Consider the following 15,168-nt stretch of genomic DNA (forward strand, 5'->3'; position numbering starts at 1 on the left):
TGACGAGGTGGCAGACGGAGAACTCCCCGAGATCACCCTCGACGAGGCGCGCGCAGAATCCCGTGACCTGATCGAGCGGATCACCGCGGCGCGCGACGCGTACTACGGTCGCGATGCCGAGGTCGTCGACGATGCGACGTACGACGGGTGGATGCGTCGCCTCGACGAGCTCGAGCGAGTGCATCCCGAGCTGCAGTCGCAGGACTCGCCCACACAGACGGTCGGCGCCGCCGAGTCGACGCTGTTCGCGCCGGTCACGCACGCCGAACGGATGCTGAGCCTCGACAACGTCTTCTCGCCCGAAGAGCTGACCGATTGGTGCGTCAAGGCAGCGGCGTCCGCCGGCCGTCCTGTCCGTTGGCTCTCCGAACTCAAGATCGACGGACTCGCGATCAGCCTGCGCTACGAGAACGGCGTCCTGACATCTGCCGCGACACGCGGTGACGGACGCGTCGGTGAGGACGTCACCGTGAACGCCCTGCGCGTCAGCGGCATCCCCGAGCGGCTCGCGGGAGAGGGGCACCCGGCCATCGTCGAGGTGCGCGGCGAGATCTTCATCCCCGTCGCCGAGTTCGCCCAACTCAACGGGCTTCAGGCCGAGATGCGCGATCGTATGGTCGAGGAGGCGCGGTCCCGTTCCCGCGCGTTCGACGAGGAACGCGCGCGCATCAGCGCCGAGCGCCGCTTTCCGGCCTTCGCGAACCCTCGCAACGCCGCGAGCGGGGGCCTGCGGCAGCAGCTCGATAAGAAGACGGGTCTCGAGCTCGAAGCCTCCGAGGCCCGCGTCCGCTCACTCCGGCTCTACGTGCACGGAATCGGCGCGTGGCAGAACCCGCCGGTGTCGTCGCAGAGCGAGATCTATGCGCTCTTGGCCGAATGGGGTCTGCCCATCAGCCCGCACTCGCAGACGCACGAGAGCATCGACGGCGTGCTCGGCTACGTCGCGCACTACGGCGAGAACCGTCACAGCGTCGAGCACGAGCTCGACGGCGTGGTCGTGAAGATCGACGAGCTGGCGCTGCACGACGAGCTGGGCGCGACCAGTCGCGCACCTCGCTGGGCGATCGCCTACAAGTACCCGCCGGAACAGGTCAACACCAAGCTGCTCGACATCGTCGTGTCGGTCGGTCGCACCGGCCGGGCCACGCCCTTCGCCGTGATGGCGCCCGCCCGCGTCGCGGGCAGCGTCGTGCGGCAGGCGACGCTGCACAATCAGGACGTCGTGCGCGCCAAGGGTGTCCTCATCGGCGACACCGTGGTGCTGCGGAAGGCGGGCGACGTCATCCCCGAAGTACTCGGACCCGTGGTCGAGTTGCGCGACGGCACGGAACGCGCGTTCGTCATGCCCACGAACTGCCCCGAGTGCGGGTCGCCGCTGCGCCCGGCGAAAGAGGGCGACATCGACCTCCGCTGCCCCAATGCGCGCTCCTGCCCGGCGCAGGTCCGCGGCCGCGTCGAGCACGTCGGGTCCCGCGGCGCCCTCGACATCGAGGCGCTCGGAGAGGTCACGGCAGCCGCCCTGACGCAGCCGTTGGGCGATGCCAGCCCGCCGCTGGTGACGGAGGCCGCTCTCTTCGAGCTCACCCTCGATCAGCTCGTGCCGATCGAGGTCATCGTCCGCGACTCCGAGACGGGCGAGCCTCGTGTGGACGAGAAGACGGGCGAACCCGTGCGGCGTGCTCCCTTCCGGCGCAACCCCTCGGCTGCGGAGAAGAAGGATGGGCTGACCGGACCGCAACCGTCGGCGCAGGCACTGAAGCTGCTCGACGAGCTCGAGAAGGCGAAGACGAAGGAGCTGTGGCGGTTCCTCGTCGCGCTCAGCATCCGCCACGTCGGTCCGGTCGCGGCGCGTGCCCTCGCGCAGTGGTTCGGCTCGATCGCCGCGATCCGTGCGGCGACGCGGGACGAACTGGCGGCCGTCGAGGGCGTGGGCGGCATCATCGCGGATTCTCTGATCGACTGGTTCGAGGTCGACTGGCACAGCGAGATCGTCGAGCGATGGGAAGCCGCCGGGGCGCGGCTCGAGGTACCGGGTCACCCCGGACCGGGCGCAGCCGTGGTCGAGGGCGGAGTTCTCGAGGGCATCACCGTCGTGGCGACGGGATCGCTCGAGGGCTACACCCGCGAAGGCGCCCAGGAGGCGATCCTCGCCGCCGGTGGAAAGGCCGGCTCGTCCGTCTCGAAGAAGACCGACTTCGTCGCGGCGGGGCCGGGCGCAGGATCCAAGCTGGCCAAGGCAGAACAGCTCGGTGTGCGGATCATCGATGCCGCGCAGTTCCGCCTCCTCGTCGAGCAGGGGCCAGCGGCCCTCGATTCCTGAACAGGGGATGACGCGAGACCGGTGTCTGCGGCTCGACCTAGAGTGACGACGATCACAAGGAGGCCGCATGTCAGATCCGCTCACCCCGCAGGAGATCGCCTGGCTCGATCAGGAGCACCGCCGCGTCACCGAGACCATACGGCGTTACGGTGTGGCGGCCGAGTATGTCATCGGCGACCCGCCGCGCCGCCAGCCGAGCTTCGCATACTCGATCGGCTTGTTCGGCCTCGGTCATCCCGAGGTCCTCGTCTTCGGATTGAATGACGCGAACGCGGGTGCTCTCATCAACGACGTTGCGGCGCGTGTGCGGGCCGGGTCGGATCTCACGGTCGGCGAGGTGCTGTCATTCCCCGGCTGGGCGCATCGCGTGAGCGTGGCGGAGGTCCCGAACCCCGGCGAGGTGCTGTTCTCGGCCAACTCGTACTACGACCGGCCGCCGTTCGCCTCGGTCCCGGCCCTCCAGCTGATCTACGACGATATCGAGGGTCGCTTCCCCTGGGATGAGGGGTACAGCAGGCCGCGCTGGCTGCAGCCGGAGCCGGGCGCCTTCCGCGCGTGAGCGAAGGGCGGGGATCAGCCCGCGAGGAGCCGATCGCGGACTTGGCGACGCAAGACCTTGCCGATCATCGACTTCGGCAGCTCGTCGACGACGACCACCCGACGCGGCACCTTGTAGGGCGTCAGGATGCCGCGGCAGAAGTCCCGCACGTCGGCCTCGTCGATTGTCGCCCCGGGGGCGGCGACCACGGCGGCCACGACATCCTCGCCGGAATGCTCGCTGGGCAGCCCGACGACGGCGGCGTCGGCGATCTGCGGGTGCTGACGCAGCGCGATCTCGACCTCGGTCGGTGCGACGTTGAAGCCGCCGGTGATGATGAGTTCCTTGATCCGGTCGACGATCCGCACGAATCCCGCCTCGTCGATCGTCACGATGTCGCCCGTGCGGAACCAGCCGTCGACGAAGACCTTCTCGGTCTCCTCGGGCTTGCCGTAGTAGCCGGTGAACACCTGGGGGCCGCGGACCAGTAGCTCGCCCCGCCCGCCGGGCTCGACGTCCCGTGTCGGTTCGTCCGGGTCCACGACGCGGCACTCGGTGCCGGGAAGCGGTAGACCGACGGTGCCGGGGACACGGTTCCCGGCCACGGGATTGGCCATCAGGACGGGGGAGCATTCCGACAGCCCGTATCCCTCGACGAGGTATCCGCCCGTCGATGCCTCGAACGGCACGACGAGCTCGTGGGGGAGCGCCATCGCGCCGGAGATCGCGACCTGCGTGCCCGCGAGCGACACGCCCGCCGCATCGGCGGCCGCAAGCAACCGCTCGGCGATCGGCGGAACCAGGGGCAGGAGAGTGGCCGGATGCCGCTTGTGCACCGCGAGCACGAGGGCCGGATCGAACTTCGGGAAGAGGACGAGCCGCGCACCCATCGACATCGCGAAAGTGAGGCAGAGGGTCAGGCCGTACGCGTGGAACATCGGCAGCACCGCGTAGACGACGCAACCCGCGCCGCGCTCGATCGTCGGGGTCCACGCCTGCGCCTGGGCCGCGTTCGCCAGGAGGTTTTGATGGGTGAGCGCCGCGCCCTTGGGGTTGCCCGTCGTGCCGCTGGTGTACTGGATGAGAGCGAGATCACCCGTGGTCGGACCCACGTGGCTCGCCGGCAGGGGATCGTGGCGTTCGGCATCCGACCAGAACCCGTGCACGCGATTGCGGGCCACGGGAGAGGTGAGTGCTTCACGCGACTCGCGCGCCTTGGCGATGGGCAGGCGGAGCGCCGCCCGCATGTGGAACGGCATGGCCGTGGTGATGTCGACGGCGATCACGGCGTTGAGGGCCAGATCGTCGGGGAAGTCGAGCAGCACCGAGACGAGCTTGCTCCAGACGATGGCGACCTTCGCGCCGTGATCTTCGAACTGCTTGCGCATCTCGCGCGGGGTATAGAGCGGGTTGTGCTCGATGACGACGGCCCCCAGGCGCAGAACGGCGTAGAAGGCCACGATGTGCTGCGGGCAGTTGGGCAGCACGATAGCCACCCGGTCGCCGCGGCGCACACCGGCATCCCGCAGGTACGCGGCGGCTCGTTCGATCCGGTCCTGCAGCTGCTGGTACGAGACGGTGCGGCCGAAGAACTCCAGGGCGGGGGCGTCGGGATGCTCCCGTGCGGACGTCGCCACGATGTCGACGAGCGAGCCCTCCATGGGCGGGAGGTCCTCCGGCACCCCGTCGGCGTAGCTGGCGATCCAGGGACGTGGCGGGTCGTAGGTCGTCACGCTGACACCCTACGGGTCTCGCGGGCGATCGGGCCCCAACTAGAATCGTCGGGTGTCTGAAATCACCCCCGATCTCGTGCGCCACCTCGGCGTGCTCGCCCGGATCCAGCTGAACGACGAGGAGGTCGAGCGTCTCACGGGACAGCTCGACGCGATCGTCGACAACATCGCGAAGGTGTCGGAGGTGGCGACGCCGGATGTTCCGGCGACGAGCCACCCGATCGCCCTCGAGAACGTCTTCCGCGAGGACGTCCCCGGCGACATGCTCACGCTCGACCAGGTTCTCCAGAACGCACCCGAACGAGCGGACGACCGTTTCCGCGTGACCGCGATCCTGGGGGAGGAGCAGTGAGCGACTTCATCCGGTCGAGCGCCGCCGAGCTCGCCGCCCGTCTGGCCGACCGCAGCATCAGCAGCGTCGAGGTGACTCAGGCTCACCTCGACCGCATCGCCGCCGTCGATGGTGACGTGCACGCGTTCCTGCACGTCTCCGAGCACGCCCTCGAGGTGGCGGGCGAGATCGACGCGCGCCGCGCCGCGGGTGAGGAGCTCGGCGAGCTGGCGGGTGTGCCCCTCGCGATCAAGGACGTGCTCGTCACCACGGACATGCCGTCGACGAGTGGGTCGAAGATCCTCGAGGGCTTCATGTCGCCGTACGACGCGACGGTCGTGGCGCGCGCTCGTGCTGCGGGACTCGTCCCGCTCGGCAAGACGAACATGGACGAGTTCGCGATGGGCTCCTCGACGGAGCACTCCGCGTACGGGCCGACCCGCAATCCGTGGGACCTCGACCGCATCCCCGGCGGCTCCGGGGGCGGTTCCGCCGCCGCCGTCGCCGCGTTCGAGGCGCCGCTCGCCCTCGGATCCGACACCGGCGGCTCGATCCGTCAGCCCGCGCACGTCACGGGCACGGTCGGAGTGAAGCCGACGTACGGTGGCGTCAGCCGCTACGGCTCCATCGCGCTCGCCTCGAGTCTCGACCAGGTCGGTCCCGTCTCGCGCACCGTTCTCGACTCGGCTCTGCTGCACGACGTCATCGGCGGCCACGACCCGCACGACTCGACGTCGCTGGCGGACCAGTGGCCGTCCTTCGCCGCGGCAGCGCGCGAGGGTGCCCGGGGCGATGTGCTGCGCGGACTCAAGGTCGGCGTCATCCGCGAGCTCGCCGATGTCGGCTTCCAGCCCGGCGTCAGCGCGTCGTTCCGCGCATCTTTGGCGGCGATGGAGGCGCAGGGCGCGGAGATCGTCGAAATCAGTGCACCCCACTTCGAGTACGGGGTCGCCGCGTACTACCTGATCCTCCCGGCCGAGGCGTCGAGCAACCTCGCGAAGTTCGACTCGGTGCGGTTCGGACTTCGCGTCGACGTGCCCGGCGGCACCGTCGAGGACGTCATGTCGGCGACCCGCGAAGCCGGCTTCGGCGACGAGGTCAAGCGCCGCATCATCCTGGGCACCTACGCCCTGTCGGCCGGCTACTACGACGCCTACTACGGCAGCGCTCAGAAGGTGCGGACGCTCATCCAGCGCGATTTCGACGAAGCTTTCGCGCAGGTCGATGTCATCGCGACTCCGTCCGCACCCACGACCGCGTTCCGTCTCGGCGACCAGATCGACGATCCGCTGCAGATGTACCTGAACGACGTGACGACCATCCCGGTCAATCTCGCCGGCGTTCCGGGGATCTCCATTCCGTCGGGGCTGTCGGATGACGATGGTCTGCCGGTCGGTATCCAGTTCATCGCTCCGGCGCGCCAGGACGCACAGCTGTATCGGGTGGGCGCCGCGCTCGAGTCTCTGCTCGTCGACAGCTGGGGCGGCCCGCTGCTCGACCGCGCACCGATCCTGGGAGGGGCACGCTGATGGCTGCCAAGGTCGCACTGATGGACTTCGACAAGGCGCTGGAGCTGTTCGAGCCCGTGCTCGGCTTCGAGGTGCACGTCGAGCTGAACACGCGCACGAAGATGTTCTCGCCGGCTGCGAACCCGGCTCACCCCGAGAACCACGGCGCAGCTCCGAACACCCTCGTCGCGCCCGTCGACATGGGTCTGCCCGGGGCGCTCCCTGTCGTGAACGAGACGGCGATCCGGTCGTCGATCAGCCTGGGTCTCGCGCTCGGCTGCTCGATCGCACCCTCGAGCCGCTTCGCGCGGAAGAACTACTTCTACCCGGACCTCGGCAAGAACTACCAGATCTCGCAGTACGACGAGCCGATCGCGTTCGAGGGCGCGGTCGAGGTGGAGCTGTCCGACGGCACCACCGTCACCGTCGACATCGAGCGGGCCCACATGGAGGAGGATGCGGGCAAGCTCACGCACATGGGCGGCGCCGCGGGTCGTATCCAGGGCGCCGAGTTCTCGCTCGTCGACTACAACCGAGCCGGAGTGCCGCTCGTCGAGATCGTGACCAAGCCGATCTTCGGTGCCGAGCACCGCGCGCCGGAGATCGCGAAGGCCTATGTCCGCACGATCCGCGACATCGTCATCGGCCTGGGTATCTCGGAGGCGCGCCTCGAGCGGGGGAACCTGCGGTGCGACGCGAACGTGTCGCTGCGTCCCCGGGGCCAGGAGAAGCTCGGCACGCGTACCGAGACGAAGAACGTCAACTCGATGCGCTCCGTCGAGCGTGCGGTGCGCTACGAGATCCAGCGTCAGGCCGCCATCCTCGCCGAGGGCGGCACCATCACGCAGGAGACTCGGCACTGGCATGAGGACACCGGCACGACCTCGCCGGGGCGCCCGAAGTCGGATGCCGACGACTACCGGTACTTCCCGGAGCCCGATCTGCTGCCGGTCGCACCGTCGCCGCAGCTGATCGACGAGCTCCGCGCGGCCCTTCCCGAGCCGCCGGCTGCCCGACGCCGCCGGCTGCAGGGCGAATGGGGCTTCACCGACCTCGAGTTCCAGGACGTCGTCAACGGCGGCCTGCTCGCCGAGGTCGACGCGACGGTCGCGGCGGGGGCGTCGCCCGCTTCGGCCCGCAAGTGGTGGACCGGCGAGATCACGCGCGTCGCGAACGCGCGTGGGGCCGAGCCGCAGGCGCTCGTCTCGCCGGCTGACGTGGCGGCGCTGCAGAAGCTGGTGGATGCCGGAACCCTGACCGACAAGCTGGCGCGCCAGGTGCTCGAGGGCGTGATCGACGGCGAAGGCTCGCCCCAGGAGGTCGTGGATTCGCGCGGCTTGGCTGTGGTGTCGGACGACGGCGCTCTGATCGCCGCGATCGACGACGCCCTCGCCGCTCAGCCGGACGTCCTGGCGAAGATCAAGGACGGCAAGGTGCAGGCTGCGGGAGCGGTGATCGGCGCGGTCATGAAGGCTATGAAGGGTCAGGCCGACGCCGCGCGCGTGCGCGAGCTGATCCTCGAGCGCGCGGCCCAGTAGGCGCAGCTTCGTCGCACGGCCGCGTCGTCCGACGGCGCGGCCGTTGTCGGCGGTACCCGCGACAATAGAAGCATGGGACGCGGCGACGGCACGGGACGCATCGTGTCGCCGCCGGATGCGGACGACACCGGCACCCGCATCCTCCACGTCGACATGGACGCCTTCTACGCGGCCGTCGCGGTGCTGGACGACCCGTCCCTCGCGGGCAAGCCCATCATCGTCGGCGGCGTGGAGCGCCGCGGCGTCGTCTCGAGCGCCTCGTACGAAGCGCGGCGCTTCGGCGTCCGGTCGGCGATGCCGGTCGCGCGCGCCCTGCAGCTGTGCCCGCAGGCCATCGTGGTCCCGACGACGTTCGAGCGCTACACGGAGCTCTCTCGACGCGTGATGGAGATCTTCCGGTCGATCACGCCACTAGTTGAGCCGCTCTCGATCGACGAGGCGTTCCTCGACGTGAGCGGGGCCCGTCGGCTCTGGGGGAGCCCGCGCGAGATCGCGCAGCTCATTCGACGGCGCGTGCTGAGCGAGACCGGCCTCACCTGCAGCGTGGGGGTCGCGGCGACGAAGCACGTCGCCAAGATGGCGTCGACGATCTCCAAGCCTGACGGGCTCCTCGTCGTCGCCGAGCATCAGACGCTCCGCTTCCTCGCAGGTCGCCCGGTCGGTGCCCTGTGGGGCGTAGGGCCCAAAGCCGCCGAGGCCCTCCTCGCGCGCGGCATCCGGACGGTGGCCGACGTGTGGGACACCCCGCGCTCCGTCCTCGACCGTGCGCTCGGTCCGGCGATGGGCGAGCGCGTGTGGCATCTCTCGCGCGGTCACGACGCTCGTCAGGTGCAGACCGAGCGGGCCGAGAAGAGCATCTCGCACGAGGAGACGTTCTCCCACGACGTCACCGACCTCACGGTGCTCCGTTCCGAGCTCAGGCGTCTGGCCGACCGGGTGGGCGCGCGACTGCGCGCTGGCGGCTGGGAGGCTGGCACGGTGTCGATCAAGGTGCGACTGAGCGACTTCTCGACGTACTCCCGCTCGCAGACTCTGCCCCTGGCGACGAACGTCGGGCAGCGCATCGGGTCAGCGGCGATCGAGTTGCTTTCGTCGGTGGAGCTCTCGCAACCGGTGCGACTCATCGGCGTCCGAGCCGAGAAGCTGCGTCCGGACGGCACGGGCGGCCTCACGCTCTGGGACGACGATGAGGAATGGCGCCGCGTCGACGACGCCCTCGACGGGGCCCGCGCCCGCTTCGGCCGGGGTGCGGTCACGCGGGCGAGCGTGCTCGGACCTCGTCGCGACGTCGGCGCCATGCCGACCAACCCGCGCCCCGACCACGAACATTGACACCTGTACCGCGGCACCCGGGGGAGGGTACGGTGGGTCCATGCCCAACCTCGCACTCGAACTCGGCAAGCAGACCGCGAATCTCGGCGTCACCAGCGTCTACGGCGAACAGCAGGATGTCGACGGCATCACGCTCATTCCGGTCGCGCTGACGTGGAGCGGCTTCGGGGCCGGCGAGGACAATGAGGGAAACAGCGGCGGTGGGGGCGGCGGCTACGCCATCCCCGTCGGGGCGTACGTGCGCAAGCGCGATGATCTGCGTTTCGAGCCGAACCTCGTGTCGCTGGTCGCCGTCGGCATTCCCTTCGTCTGGGTCGTGGGCCGCGCTCTCAGCCGTGTCATCCGCGCCCTCAAGAAGTAGGGCCGTCGCGCGCCTGACCTCGGCGGCGCTCGTCCGCACCGTCCTCGACGAGGTCTCGCCGGGCGACGTCGTGATCATCGATGGGCGCAGCGGCGCGGGAAAGTCCACGCTGGCGCGCGAGCTCCAGCGACAGTGGGACGGCGCGCAGCCGCCGCAGTTGGTCGCGCTCGATGAGCTGTATCCCGGATGGGATGGCCTCGCTGCGGGTGCCGAGTACGCCGTCGCGCGCGTGCTCGCCCCGCGTCGCACAGGCGCGCCCGCGCGCTGGCAGCAGTGGGATTGGGCGGCGGACCGCTATGGCCAGGATCGCGCGCTGAAGGGCGACGAGTCGATCATCCTGGAGGGCAGCGGTGCGCTGACTGCTGCGGCCGCAGCCTTCGCGACCGTACGGATCTGGTTGGACGCGCCGAGCGATGTGCGCAAGCGGCGTGCCCTGGACCGCGACGGTGACACCTATCGGCCGCACTGGGAGCGCTGGGCGGCGCAGGAGCAGGACCACATCGCTCGGAACGATCCCCGCCGCCTCGCGACGCACGTCGTCGAACTGGTCTGATCACCCGTCGAGTGCTTGCAGCAGCATCTCCTGCCGGTACCCGAGCCACTCGTAGACGTCGAAGCGGGGATCCCCCATCGGCATGATGCTCTCGTCGGTGATGCCGATGCGCTCCGCAAGCACCAGACGGAGCCCAGCGAGCGTCCTCAGCCACGCGGTCTGCTCTTGCGGATCGAGCGTGAGTCCCTCGCCGGACGCCGTATGGGTGGAGCGATCGCGGGAGCCTCTCGCGAGGGTGGCCAGCACCAGGCGCGCATCCGCGGCGCGTGTCGCAGCGACATCGTCTCGTGTGAGGGCGCGGAACTCCGTCGCGGCAGCCGGGTCGTCCGGGTATGCGTCGGGGGAGAGCCGGCGGGCTGCCGGATCCCGAGGATCGTCGGGGGTTTCGACGAGCTCGAGGTACTGATCGACGAGTTCGCGGAGATAGTCCGCCTCGGCCGCGGGCAGCGCGAAAACGATGGTTGTGGTCATTCGTTCGCCCGTCTGACCGTCGCCCAGAGGCCGAACTCGTGCATCGCGCGCGTGTGCGCCTCCATCGCTTCGCGCGGACCCTCGGCGACGATCGCGTGCCCCTCGTGATGGACGGAGAGCATGAGCTGCGTCGCGCGGTCGCGCGAGTACCCGAAGTAGGTCCGGAAGACGTGGACCACATACGACATGAGGTTCACCGGGTCGTTCCACACGACGGTCTGCCATGGTTCGTCGGGCGCAGCACGGAGGTCGGTCTCGATGTCGAGGTCGGGGAGAGCGGTGCTCATCAGGCCCATCCGAGCTCGTGCAAGCGGTCGTCGTCGATGCCGTAGAAGTGGGCGATCTCGTGGACCAGCGTGGTGTGGACCTCGTCGCGAAGGCCGGCGACGTCGGCGCACGCGTGAAGATGCGGTTCGCGGTAGACGATGATGCGGTCGGGGAGCTCACCCTGCCCGTAGCGCTCGCGCTCTGTGAGGGCGTAGCCGTCGTAGAGGCCGAGCAGGTCGAGGCTGCCGTCTTCCGGGCGGTCTTCGACGACGAAGATGACGTTGTCGAGTCCGTCGACCATGTCGTCGGGGAGGCGATCCAGCTCGTCGGTGACGAGGAGCTCGAACTCCTCGACATCCATCTCGATCATCTGCACTCCCGGACCGGGGTGTTTACGTGGGGTGGCTAACGGGACTTGAACCCGCGACCCCCGCGACCACAACGCGGTGCTCTACCAACTGAGCTATAGCCACCATGTCTCCCGGTGAAACCGGGCAACCAGACGATTGTATTACACGGATGGGGCATACGACGACACGGCGGCCTCAGCGGCTGCCCGAGCCTCGTCGCTCGTGGGTCCGGGCGCCGGCACGAACACGGCGGAACGGTAGTAGGCGAGCTCGCGGATCGACTCTCGGATGTCGGCCAGCGCCCTGTGTCCGCCGTCCTTGGCCGGTGCCTGGAAGTAGGCGCGAGGGAACCAGCGCCGCGAGAGCTCCTTGATGCTCGAGACGTCGACGTTGCGGTAATGCAGCCAGGAGTCGACCCGGGGCATGTACTTCGCGAGGAACATCCGGTCGGTGCCGATCGTGTTGCCGGCCAGGGCTGCCTTGCCTTCGGGCACGAAGCGCTGGATGTACTCGAGCACCGCCGCTTCAGCGTCGACGAGGGGGACGCCCGAGTCGAGCTCGGAAAGCAGGCCCGACGTCTCGTGCATCGCGGTCACGAAGTCGCCCATGTTCGCTCGCGCCGCCTCGCTCGGACGGATGACGAGCTGGAAGCCCGGGTCGAGCTGCCGCAGCTCGTAGTCGGTGACGATGACCGCCACCTCGACGAGCTCGTCGACGCTGAGATCCAGCCCCGTCATCTCGCAATCGATCCATACGAGACGGTCGTTCTCGGCTGTTCCCACCATGTCGCCCATCCTAGTGACCGGTCGCGACACGGTCGTTTTAGAAAACTGTTGACCGCGCGCGGCAGATGCGACCATCATGACTACTACGTCGTAGTAATACGTAGTAGAAGTGCGAGGAAGCATGTTCAGAATCGGCATCATCGGCACGGGCGGCATAGCGAGTGCCCACATCGGCGGGTACCTCGCGTTCCCTGGGGAGTGCGAGATCGTCGCCCTTGCCGACGTCATGCCGGGAAAGGCGGCGCAGAAGGCCGAGGAGTTCGGCCTGAGGGATGCCGCCGGCTACGACGACCCGCTCCGGATGATCGCGGAGGCCGATCTGGACCTCGTCAGCATCGCGACTCCGCCGTCGACGCACGCGGCCCTCTCGATCGCGGCGTTGGACGGCGGTGTGAATGTGCTGGTCGAGAAGCCGATGGCGCCGTCCCTCGAAGAGTGCGACGCGATGCTGGCCGCCCAGGAGCGCTCAGGCAAGGTGCTCTCGGTCGTCGCACAGAACCGGTTCCGCGACGACCTGGCGACGCTCAAAACCGTCGTCGACTCGGGGCTTCTCGGTCCGATCTCCTCCGTGCGGGTGGATTCGGCGTGGTGGCGCGGGCTGCCCTACTACGACCTCTGGTGGCGTGGCACCTGGGAGAAGGAGGGCGGCGGTTGCACCCTCAACCACGCGATTCACCACATCGACCTGCTGCTGTGGCTCCTCGGCCGCCCGATGGAGGTGACCGCGATGCTCGCCAACGCGCAGCACGACAACAGCGAGGTCGAGGATCTCTCCGTCGCGGTCCTCCGCTACGAACGCGGGCTCGCCCAGCTCACCAGCTCCGTGGTCCATCACGGGGAAGAGCAGGAGATCGTCATCCAGGGGGCGAACGCCCGGGTGTCGCAGCCGTGGCGGGTGATCGCCGAGCGCGCCGATGGTGGCGGATTCCCCGCGCAGGGCGGTGATCCCGAGCTGGTGGCAGCGATCGAGGCTGTCGTCACTGCCCGGGAACCTCTCGCGCACACCGGGCACGCGGGGCAGATCGGAGACCTGCTCGCCGCCATCCGGGAGGGGCGCGCTCCGGTCGCGGACGGGCGGGACGGCCGCAACGCGATCGAGGTCGTCTCGGCCATCTACAAGGCGGGCATCGAGCGCACCTTCGTCGACCTCCCGATCCCCGCCGACGACCCCTACTACCGCGCCGGCCAGCTCGTCGAGCGCGCACCCCGCTTCTACGAGAAGCAGCACTCACTCATCGAGGCGGCATCGTGACCGGCCTCTCGTTCCCCGGCGGCACCTCGCTGTCGCACCTCGACATCTACCACGACGCCGCCCCCGATGGCATCTGCGGCGGCAGTCCGCACATCCACCTCGTCTCGACGGAGGCTTACCTCGTCGTCGAGGGTCGTGGCGCCCTTCAGACGATCGACGGCGAGGGGGTCCGGGAGACCGAGCTGAATGCCGGATCGGTCGTCTGGTTCACGCCGGGCACGATCCACCGTGCGGTCAACCGCGGCGGGCTGAAGGTGCTGGTGCTGATGAGCAACGCGGGACTGCCGGAGGCCGGCGATGCCGTCATGACCTTCCCCCCGCATATCGTCGGCGACCCGGCGGCGTACGCCGAGGCGGCAGCACTGGGCGAGGGGGAGGAGCGGGCCGCGCGCGCCGCTCGCCGTCGGGACCTGGCCGTGACGGGGTTCCAGGCCTTGCGCGATGCGGTCGCCGCCGGCGATCGGGCTCCGCTCGACGACTTCTACGCAAGCGCCGGCGCGCTCGTCCGCGACCGGGCGGCCGCCTGGAGCGAGCTCGTCCGCGCCGGTGCGCTCGCTCAGGCGCAGACCTCGCTGACGCTCACCGAGGCCACCGCGCGCGGCGACGTCGCCCATCTGCGCGATGCCCGAGCCCGTGTCGCTCCCGCGCCCCCCGGGGAACGCGCCTTCGGCATGTGCGGACGGATCCGTGCCTACGACCTGACAGACCAGGAGAACACCCGATGACCGATTCATACACTTTCGACCCCCTCCCGCGCCCCGTCGTCCCTCCGGGCGAGTTCGCTTTCGCGGCGGTCGGTCTCGACCACGGCCACATCTTCGGCATGACCGATGGACTGATCGGCGCCGGGGCGACGGTGACCTGGGTGTTCGACGAGGATCACGCACGCGCCGCCGCGTTCGCGAAGCAGTATCCGACGGCACGCATCGCCTCGAGCGAGCAGGAGGTCCTGAACGACCCCGCGGTTCGGCTGGTCGCGACCGCCGCGATTCCGTCGCAGCGTGCGCCCATCGGACTGCGGGCGATCGACGCAGGGAAGCACGCTTTCGTCGACAAGGCGCCCCTGACGACCTTCGCGCAACTGGATGCCGTCCGGGAGGCGACCGCACGGACGGGTCTGCTCTATGCGGTGTACTACGGCGAGCGCGTGCACTCGGAGGCGGCGATCCTCGCAGATCAGCTCGTCCAGCGGGGCGCGATCGGCAGGGTCGTGCAGGTCGTGTGCTTCGGTCCGCATCGCATCGGCGGGGGACGCCCCGATTGGTTCTACGACCCGGCGCAGTACGGCGGCATCCTCTGTGACATCGGCAGCCACAACTTCGACCAGATCCTCCATTACACGGGTGCGACGACCGGTCGGGTGTCGACCTCGACCATCGCGAACTACGCGCATCCGGAGACTCCCGGCCTGCAGGACTTCGGCGACGCGCACGTGGTCCTCGACAACGGTGCGACGGGATACGTCCGCGTCGACTGGTTCACCCCCGACGGCTTGGGAGTGTTCGGTGACGGGCGCACGCTTCTGCTGGGCACCGACGGGTACATCGAGCTGCGCAAGTACATCGACATCACGACCGACAACGGTGGTGGCCAGGTGCTCCTCGTGAATCAGGAGGCGCAGCACCGGTTCAACGCGAACGGCATGACGGGGTTCCCGTATTTCGGGCAGCTCATCCGCGACTGCATCGATGGCACCGAAACCGCGATGAGCCAGGACCACGCCTTGATGGCGGCGGAGCTCAGCCTGCACGCGCAGATGGGCGCGACGGTGATCGGCTCTCCGTCGCCGGCGCCCGTCCTGACACCCTGACGGGGACCCGGTCACGAAG

General features: G+C 69.2%; 16 protein-coding genes and 1 tRNA gene. 11 read left to right on the forward strand and 6 right to left on the reverse strand.

Annotated features, from left to right (window positions below; translation table 11 throughout):
* Positions 1–7 precede the first annotated feature (7 nt).
* Together ligA and P6897_RS07840 are read left to right on the forward strand one after the other, a co-directional pair.
* A complete protein-coding gene (gene ligA / locus P6897_RS07835) occupies positions 8–2,320 on the forward strand; it encodes an NAD-dependent DNA ligase LigA (RefSeq protein ID WP_274177826.1) in 2,313 nt (770 codons plus the stop codon).
* A gap of 67 nt (positions 2,321–2,387) precedes the next feature.
* Positions 2,388–2,879 carry a DUF4262 domain-containing protein gene (locus tag P6897_RS07840; protein ID WP_269266391.1) on the forward strand — a complete coding sequence of 164 codons (492 nt, stop codon included), beginning with the start codon at positions 2,388–2,390 and terminating at the stop codon, positions 2,877–2,879.
* A gap of 14 nt (positions 2,880–2,893) precedes the next feature.
* On the opposite strand, the gene P6897_RS07845 is transcribed toward P6897_RS07840, so the two are convergent.
* A complete protein-coding gene (locus tag P6897_RS07845; RefSeq protein ID WP_274177827.1) occupies positions 2,894–4,591 on the reverse strand; it encodes a long-chain-fatty-acid--CoA ligase in 1,698 nt (565 codons plus the stop codon).
* Between the two features lie 52 nt (positions 4,592–4,643).
* Between P6897_RS07845 and gatC the strand changes: the two genes are divergently transcribed.
* The 6 genes from gatC (at position 4,644) to P6897_RS07875 (ending at position 10,214) form a co-directional block, all read left to right on the forward strand.
* Positions 4,644–4,943, forward strand: a complete 300-nt coding sequence (gene gatC, locus P6897_RS07850; RefSeq protein WP_112614600.1) for an Asp-tRNA(Asn)/Glu-tRNA(Gln) amidotransferase subunit GatC — start codon at positions 4,644–4,646, stop codon at positions 4,941–4,943.
* Positions 4,940–6,451, forward strand: a complete 1,512-nt coding sequence (gene gatA / locus P6897_RS07855; protein ID WP_274177828.1) for an Asp-tRNA(Asn)/Glu-tRNA(Gln) amidotransferase subunit GatA — start codon at positions 4,940–4,942, stop codon at positions 6,449–6,451. Before gatC ends, gatA begins: the two co-directional genes overlap by 4 nt.
* A complete protein-coding gene (gene gatB / locus P6897_RS07860) occupies positions 6,451–7,968 on the forward strand; it encodes an Asp-tRNA(Asn)/Glu-tRNA(Gln) amidotransferase subunit GatB (protein WP_274177829.1) in 1,518 nt (505 codons plus the stop codon). The genes gatA and gatB overlap by 1 nt, the downstream gene beginning before the upstream one ends.
* A gap of 72 nt (positions 7,969–8,040) precedes the next feature.
* Entirely contained in the window at positions 8,041–9,300 is a 1,260-nt protein-coding gene (dinB, locus tag P6897_RS07865) for a DNA polymerase IV (RefSeq protein ID WP_114589364.1), read from the forward strand.
* A 40-nt stretch (positions 9,301–9,340) separates the two neighbouring features.
* Positions 9,341–9,661, forward strand: a complete 321-nt coding sequence (locus tag P6897_RS07870; RefSeq protein ID WP_274177830.1) for a hypothetical protein — start codon at positions 9,341–9,343, stop codon at positions 9,659–9,661.
* Entirely contained in the window at positions 9,636–10,214 is a 579-nt protein-coding gene (locus P6897_RS07875; protein WP_274177831.1) for a hypothetical protein, read from the forward strand. The genes P6897_RS07870 and P6897_RS07875 overlap by 26 nt, the downstream gene beginning before the upstream one ends.
* On the opposite strand, the gene P6897_RS07880 is transcribed toward P6897_RS07875, so the two are convergent.
* The 5 genes from P6897_RS07880 to orn all read right to left on the reverse strand — a co-directional run bounded on the left by P6897_RS07880 (position 10,215) and on the right by orn (position 12,087).
* On the reverse strand, positions 10,215–10,685 hold the full coding sequence (locus tag P6897_RS07880; protein WP_274177832.1) for a DUF2017 family protein: 471 nt from the start codon (positions 10,683–10,685) through the stop codon (positions 10,215–10,217).
* Positions 10,682–10,981 carry an ATP-dependent Clp protease adapter ClpS gene (gene clpS, locus P6897_RS07885; RefSeq protein WP_112614614.1) on the reverse strand — a complete coding sequence of 100 codons (300 nt, stop codon included), beginning with the start codon at positions 10,979–10,981 and terminating at the stop codon, positions 10,682–10,684. Before clpS ends, P6897_RS07880 begins: the two co-directional genes overlap by 4 nt.
* A complete protein-coding gene (locus P6897_RS07890; RefSeq protein ID WP_274177833.1) occupies positions 10,972–11,322 on the reverse strand; it encodes a metallopeptidase family protein in 351 nt (116 codons plus the stop codon). The genes clpS and P6897_RS07890 overlap by 10 nt, the downstream gene beginning before the upstream one ends.
* 27 nt (positions 11,323–11,349) lie before the next feature.
* Positions 11,350–11,425, reverse strand: a tRNA-His gene (locus P6897_RS07895).
* A gap of 38 nt (positions 11,426–11,463) precedes the next feature.
* Positions 11,464–12,087 (reverse strand): oligoribonuclease, encoded by a 624-nt coding sequence (gene orn / locus P6897_RS07900; protein WP_112614618.1) that lies wholly within the window; start codon positions 12,085–12,087, stop codon positions 11,464–11,466.
* Between the two features lie 121 nt (positions 12,088–12,208).
* Here orn and P6897_RS07905 point away from each other — a divergent pair, with 121 nt between their 5' ends.
* Genes P6897_RS07905 through P6897_RS07915 form a run of 3 tightly spaced genes read left to right on the forward strand, consistent with a single transcriptional unit; the run spans position 12,209 to position 15,149 of the window.
* On the forward strand, positions 12,209–13,339 hold the full coding sequence (locus P6897_RS07905) for a Gfo/Idh/MocA family oxidoreductase (RefSeq protein ID WP_274177834.1): 1,131 nt from the start codon (positions 12,209–12,211) through the stop codon (positions 13,337–13,339).
* Positions 13,336–14,064 (forward strand): cupin domain-containing protein, encoded by a 729-nt coding sequence (locus tag P6897_RS07910; RefSeq protein ID WP_274177835.1) that lies wholly within the window; start codon positions 13,336–13,338, stop codon positions 14,062–14,064. The genes P6897_RS07905 and P6897_RS07910 overlap by 4 nt, the downstream gene beginning before the upstream one ends.
* Positions 14,061–15,149, forward strand: coding sequence for a Gfo/Idh/MocA family oxidoreductase (locus tag P6897_RS07915; protein ID WP_274177836.1), 1,089 nt, complete (start codon positions 14,061–14,063; stop codon positions 15,147–15,149). Before P6897_RS07910 ends, P6897_RS07915 begins: the two co-directional genes overlap by 4 nt.
* The last annotated feature ends 19 nt before the right edge of the window (positions 15,150–15,168 follow it).

The organism is Microbacterium sp. BDGP8 (assembly GCF_029991045.1).
Classification (GTDB): domain Bacteria; phylum Actinomycetota; class Actinomycetes; order Actinomycetales; family Microbacteriaceae; genus Microbacterium; species Microbacterium plantarum.

Excerpts from the sequence above, each read along its gene's own strand:
- P6897_RS07840 (WP_269266391.1), top strand. The coding sequence starts at position 2,388 with ATGTCAGATCCGCTCACCCCGCAGGAGATCGCCTGGCTCGATCAGGAG.
- gatB (WP_274177829.1), top strand. The coding sequence starts at position 6,451 with ATGGCTGCCAAGGTCGCACTGATGGACTTCGACAAGGCGCTGGAGCTG.
- dinB (WP_114589364.1), top strand. The coding sequence starts at position 8,041 with ATGGGACGCGGCGACGGCACGGGACGCATCGTGTCGCCGCCGGATGCG.
- P6897_RS07870 (WP_274177830.1), top strand. The coding sequence starts at position 9,341 with ATGCCCAACCTCGCACTCGAACTCGGCAAGCAGACCGCGAATCTCGGC.
- P6897_RS07880 (WP_274177832.1), bottom strand. The coding sequence starts at position 10,685 with ATGACCACAACCATCGTTTTCGCGCTGCCCGCGGCCGAGGCGGACTAT.
- clpS (WP_112614614.1), bottom strand. The coding sequence starts at position 10,981 with ATGGGCCTGATGAGCACCGCTCTCCCCGACCTCGACATCGAGACCGAC.
- P6897_RS07890 (WP_274177833.1), bottom strand. The coding sequence starts at position 11,322 with ATGATCGAGATGGATGTCGAGGAGTTCGAGCTCCTCGTCACCGACGAG.
- orn (WP_112614618.1), bottom strand. The coding sequence starts at position 12,087 with ATGGTGGGAACAGCCGAGAACGACCGTCTCGTATGGATCGATTGCGAG.
- P6897_RS07905 (WP_274177834.1), top strand. The coding sequence starts at position 12,209 with ATGTTCAGAATCGGCATCATCGGCACGGGCGGCATAGCGAGTGCCCAC.
- P6897_RS07915 (WP_274177836.1), top strand. The coding sequence starts at position 14,061 with ATGACCGATTCATACACTTTCGACCCCCTCCCGCGCCCCGTCGTCCCT.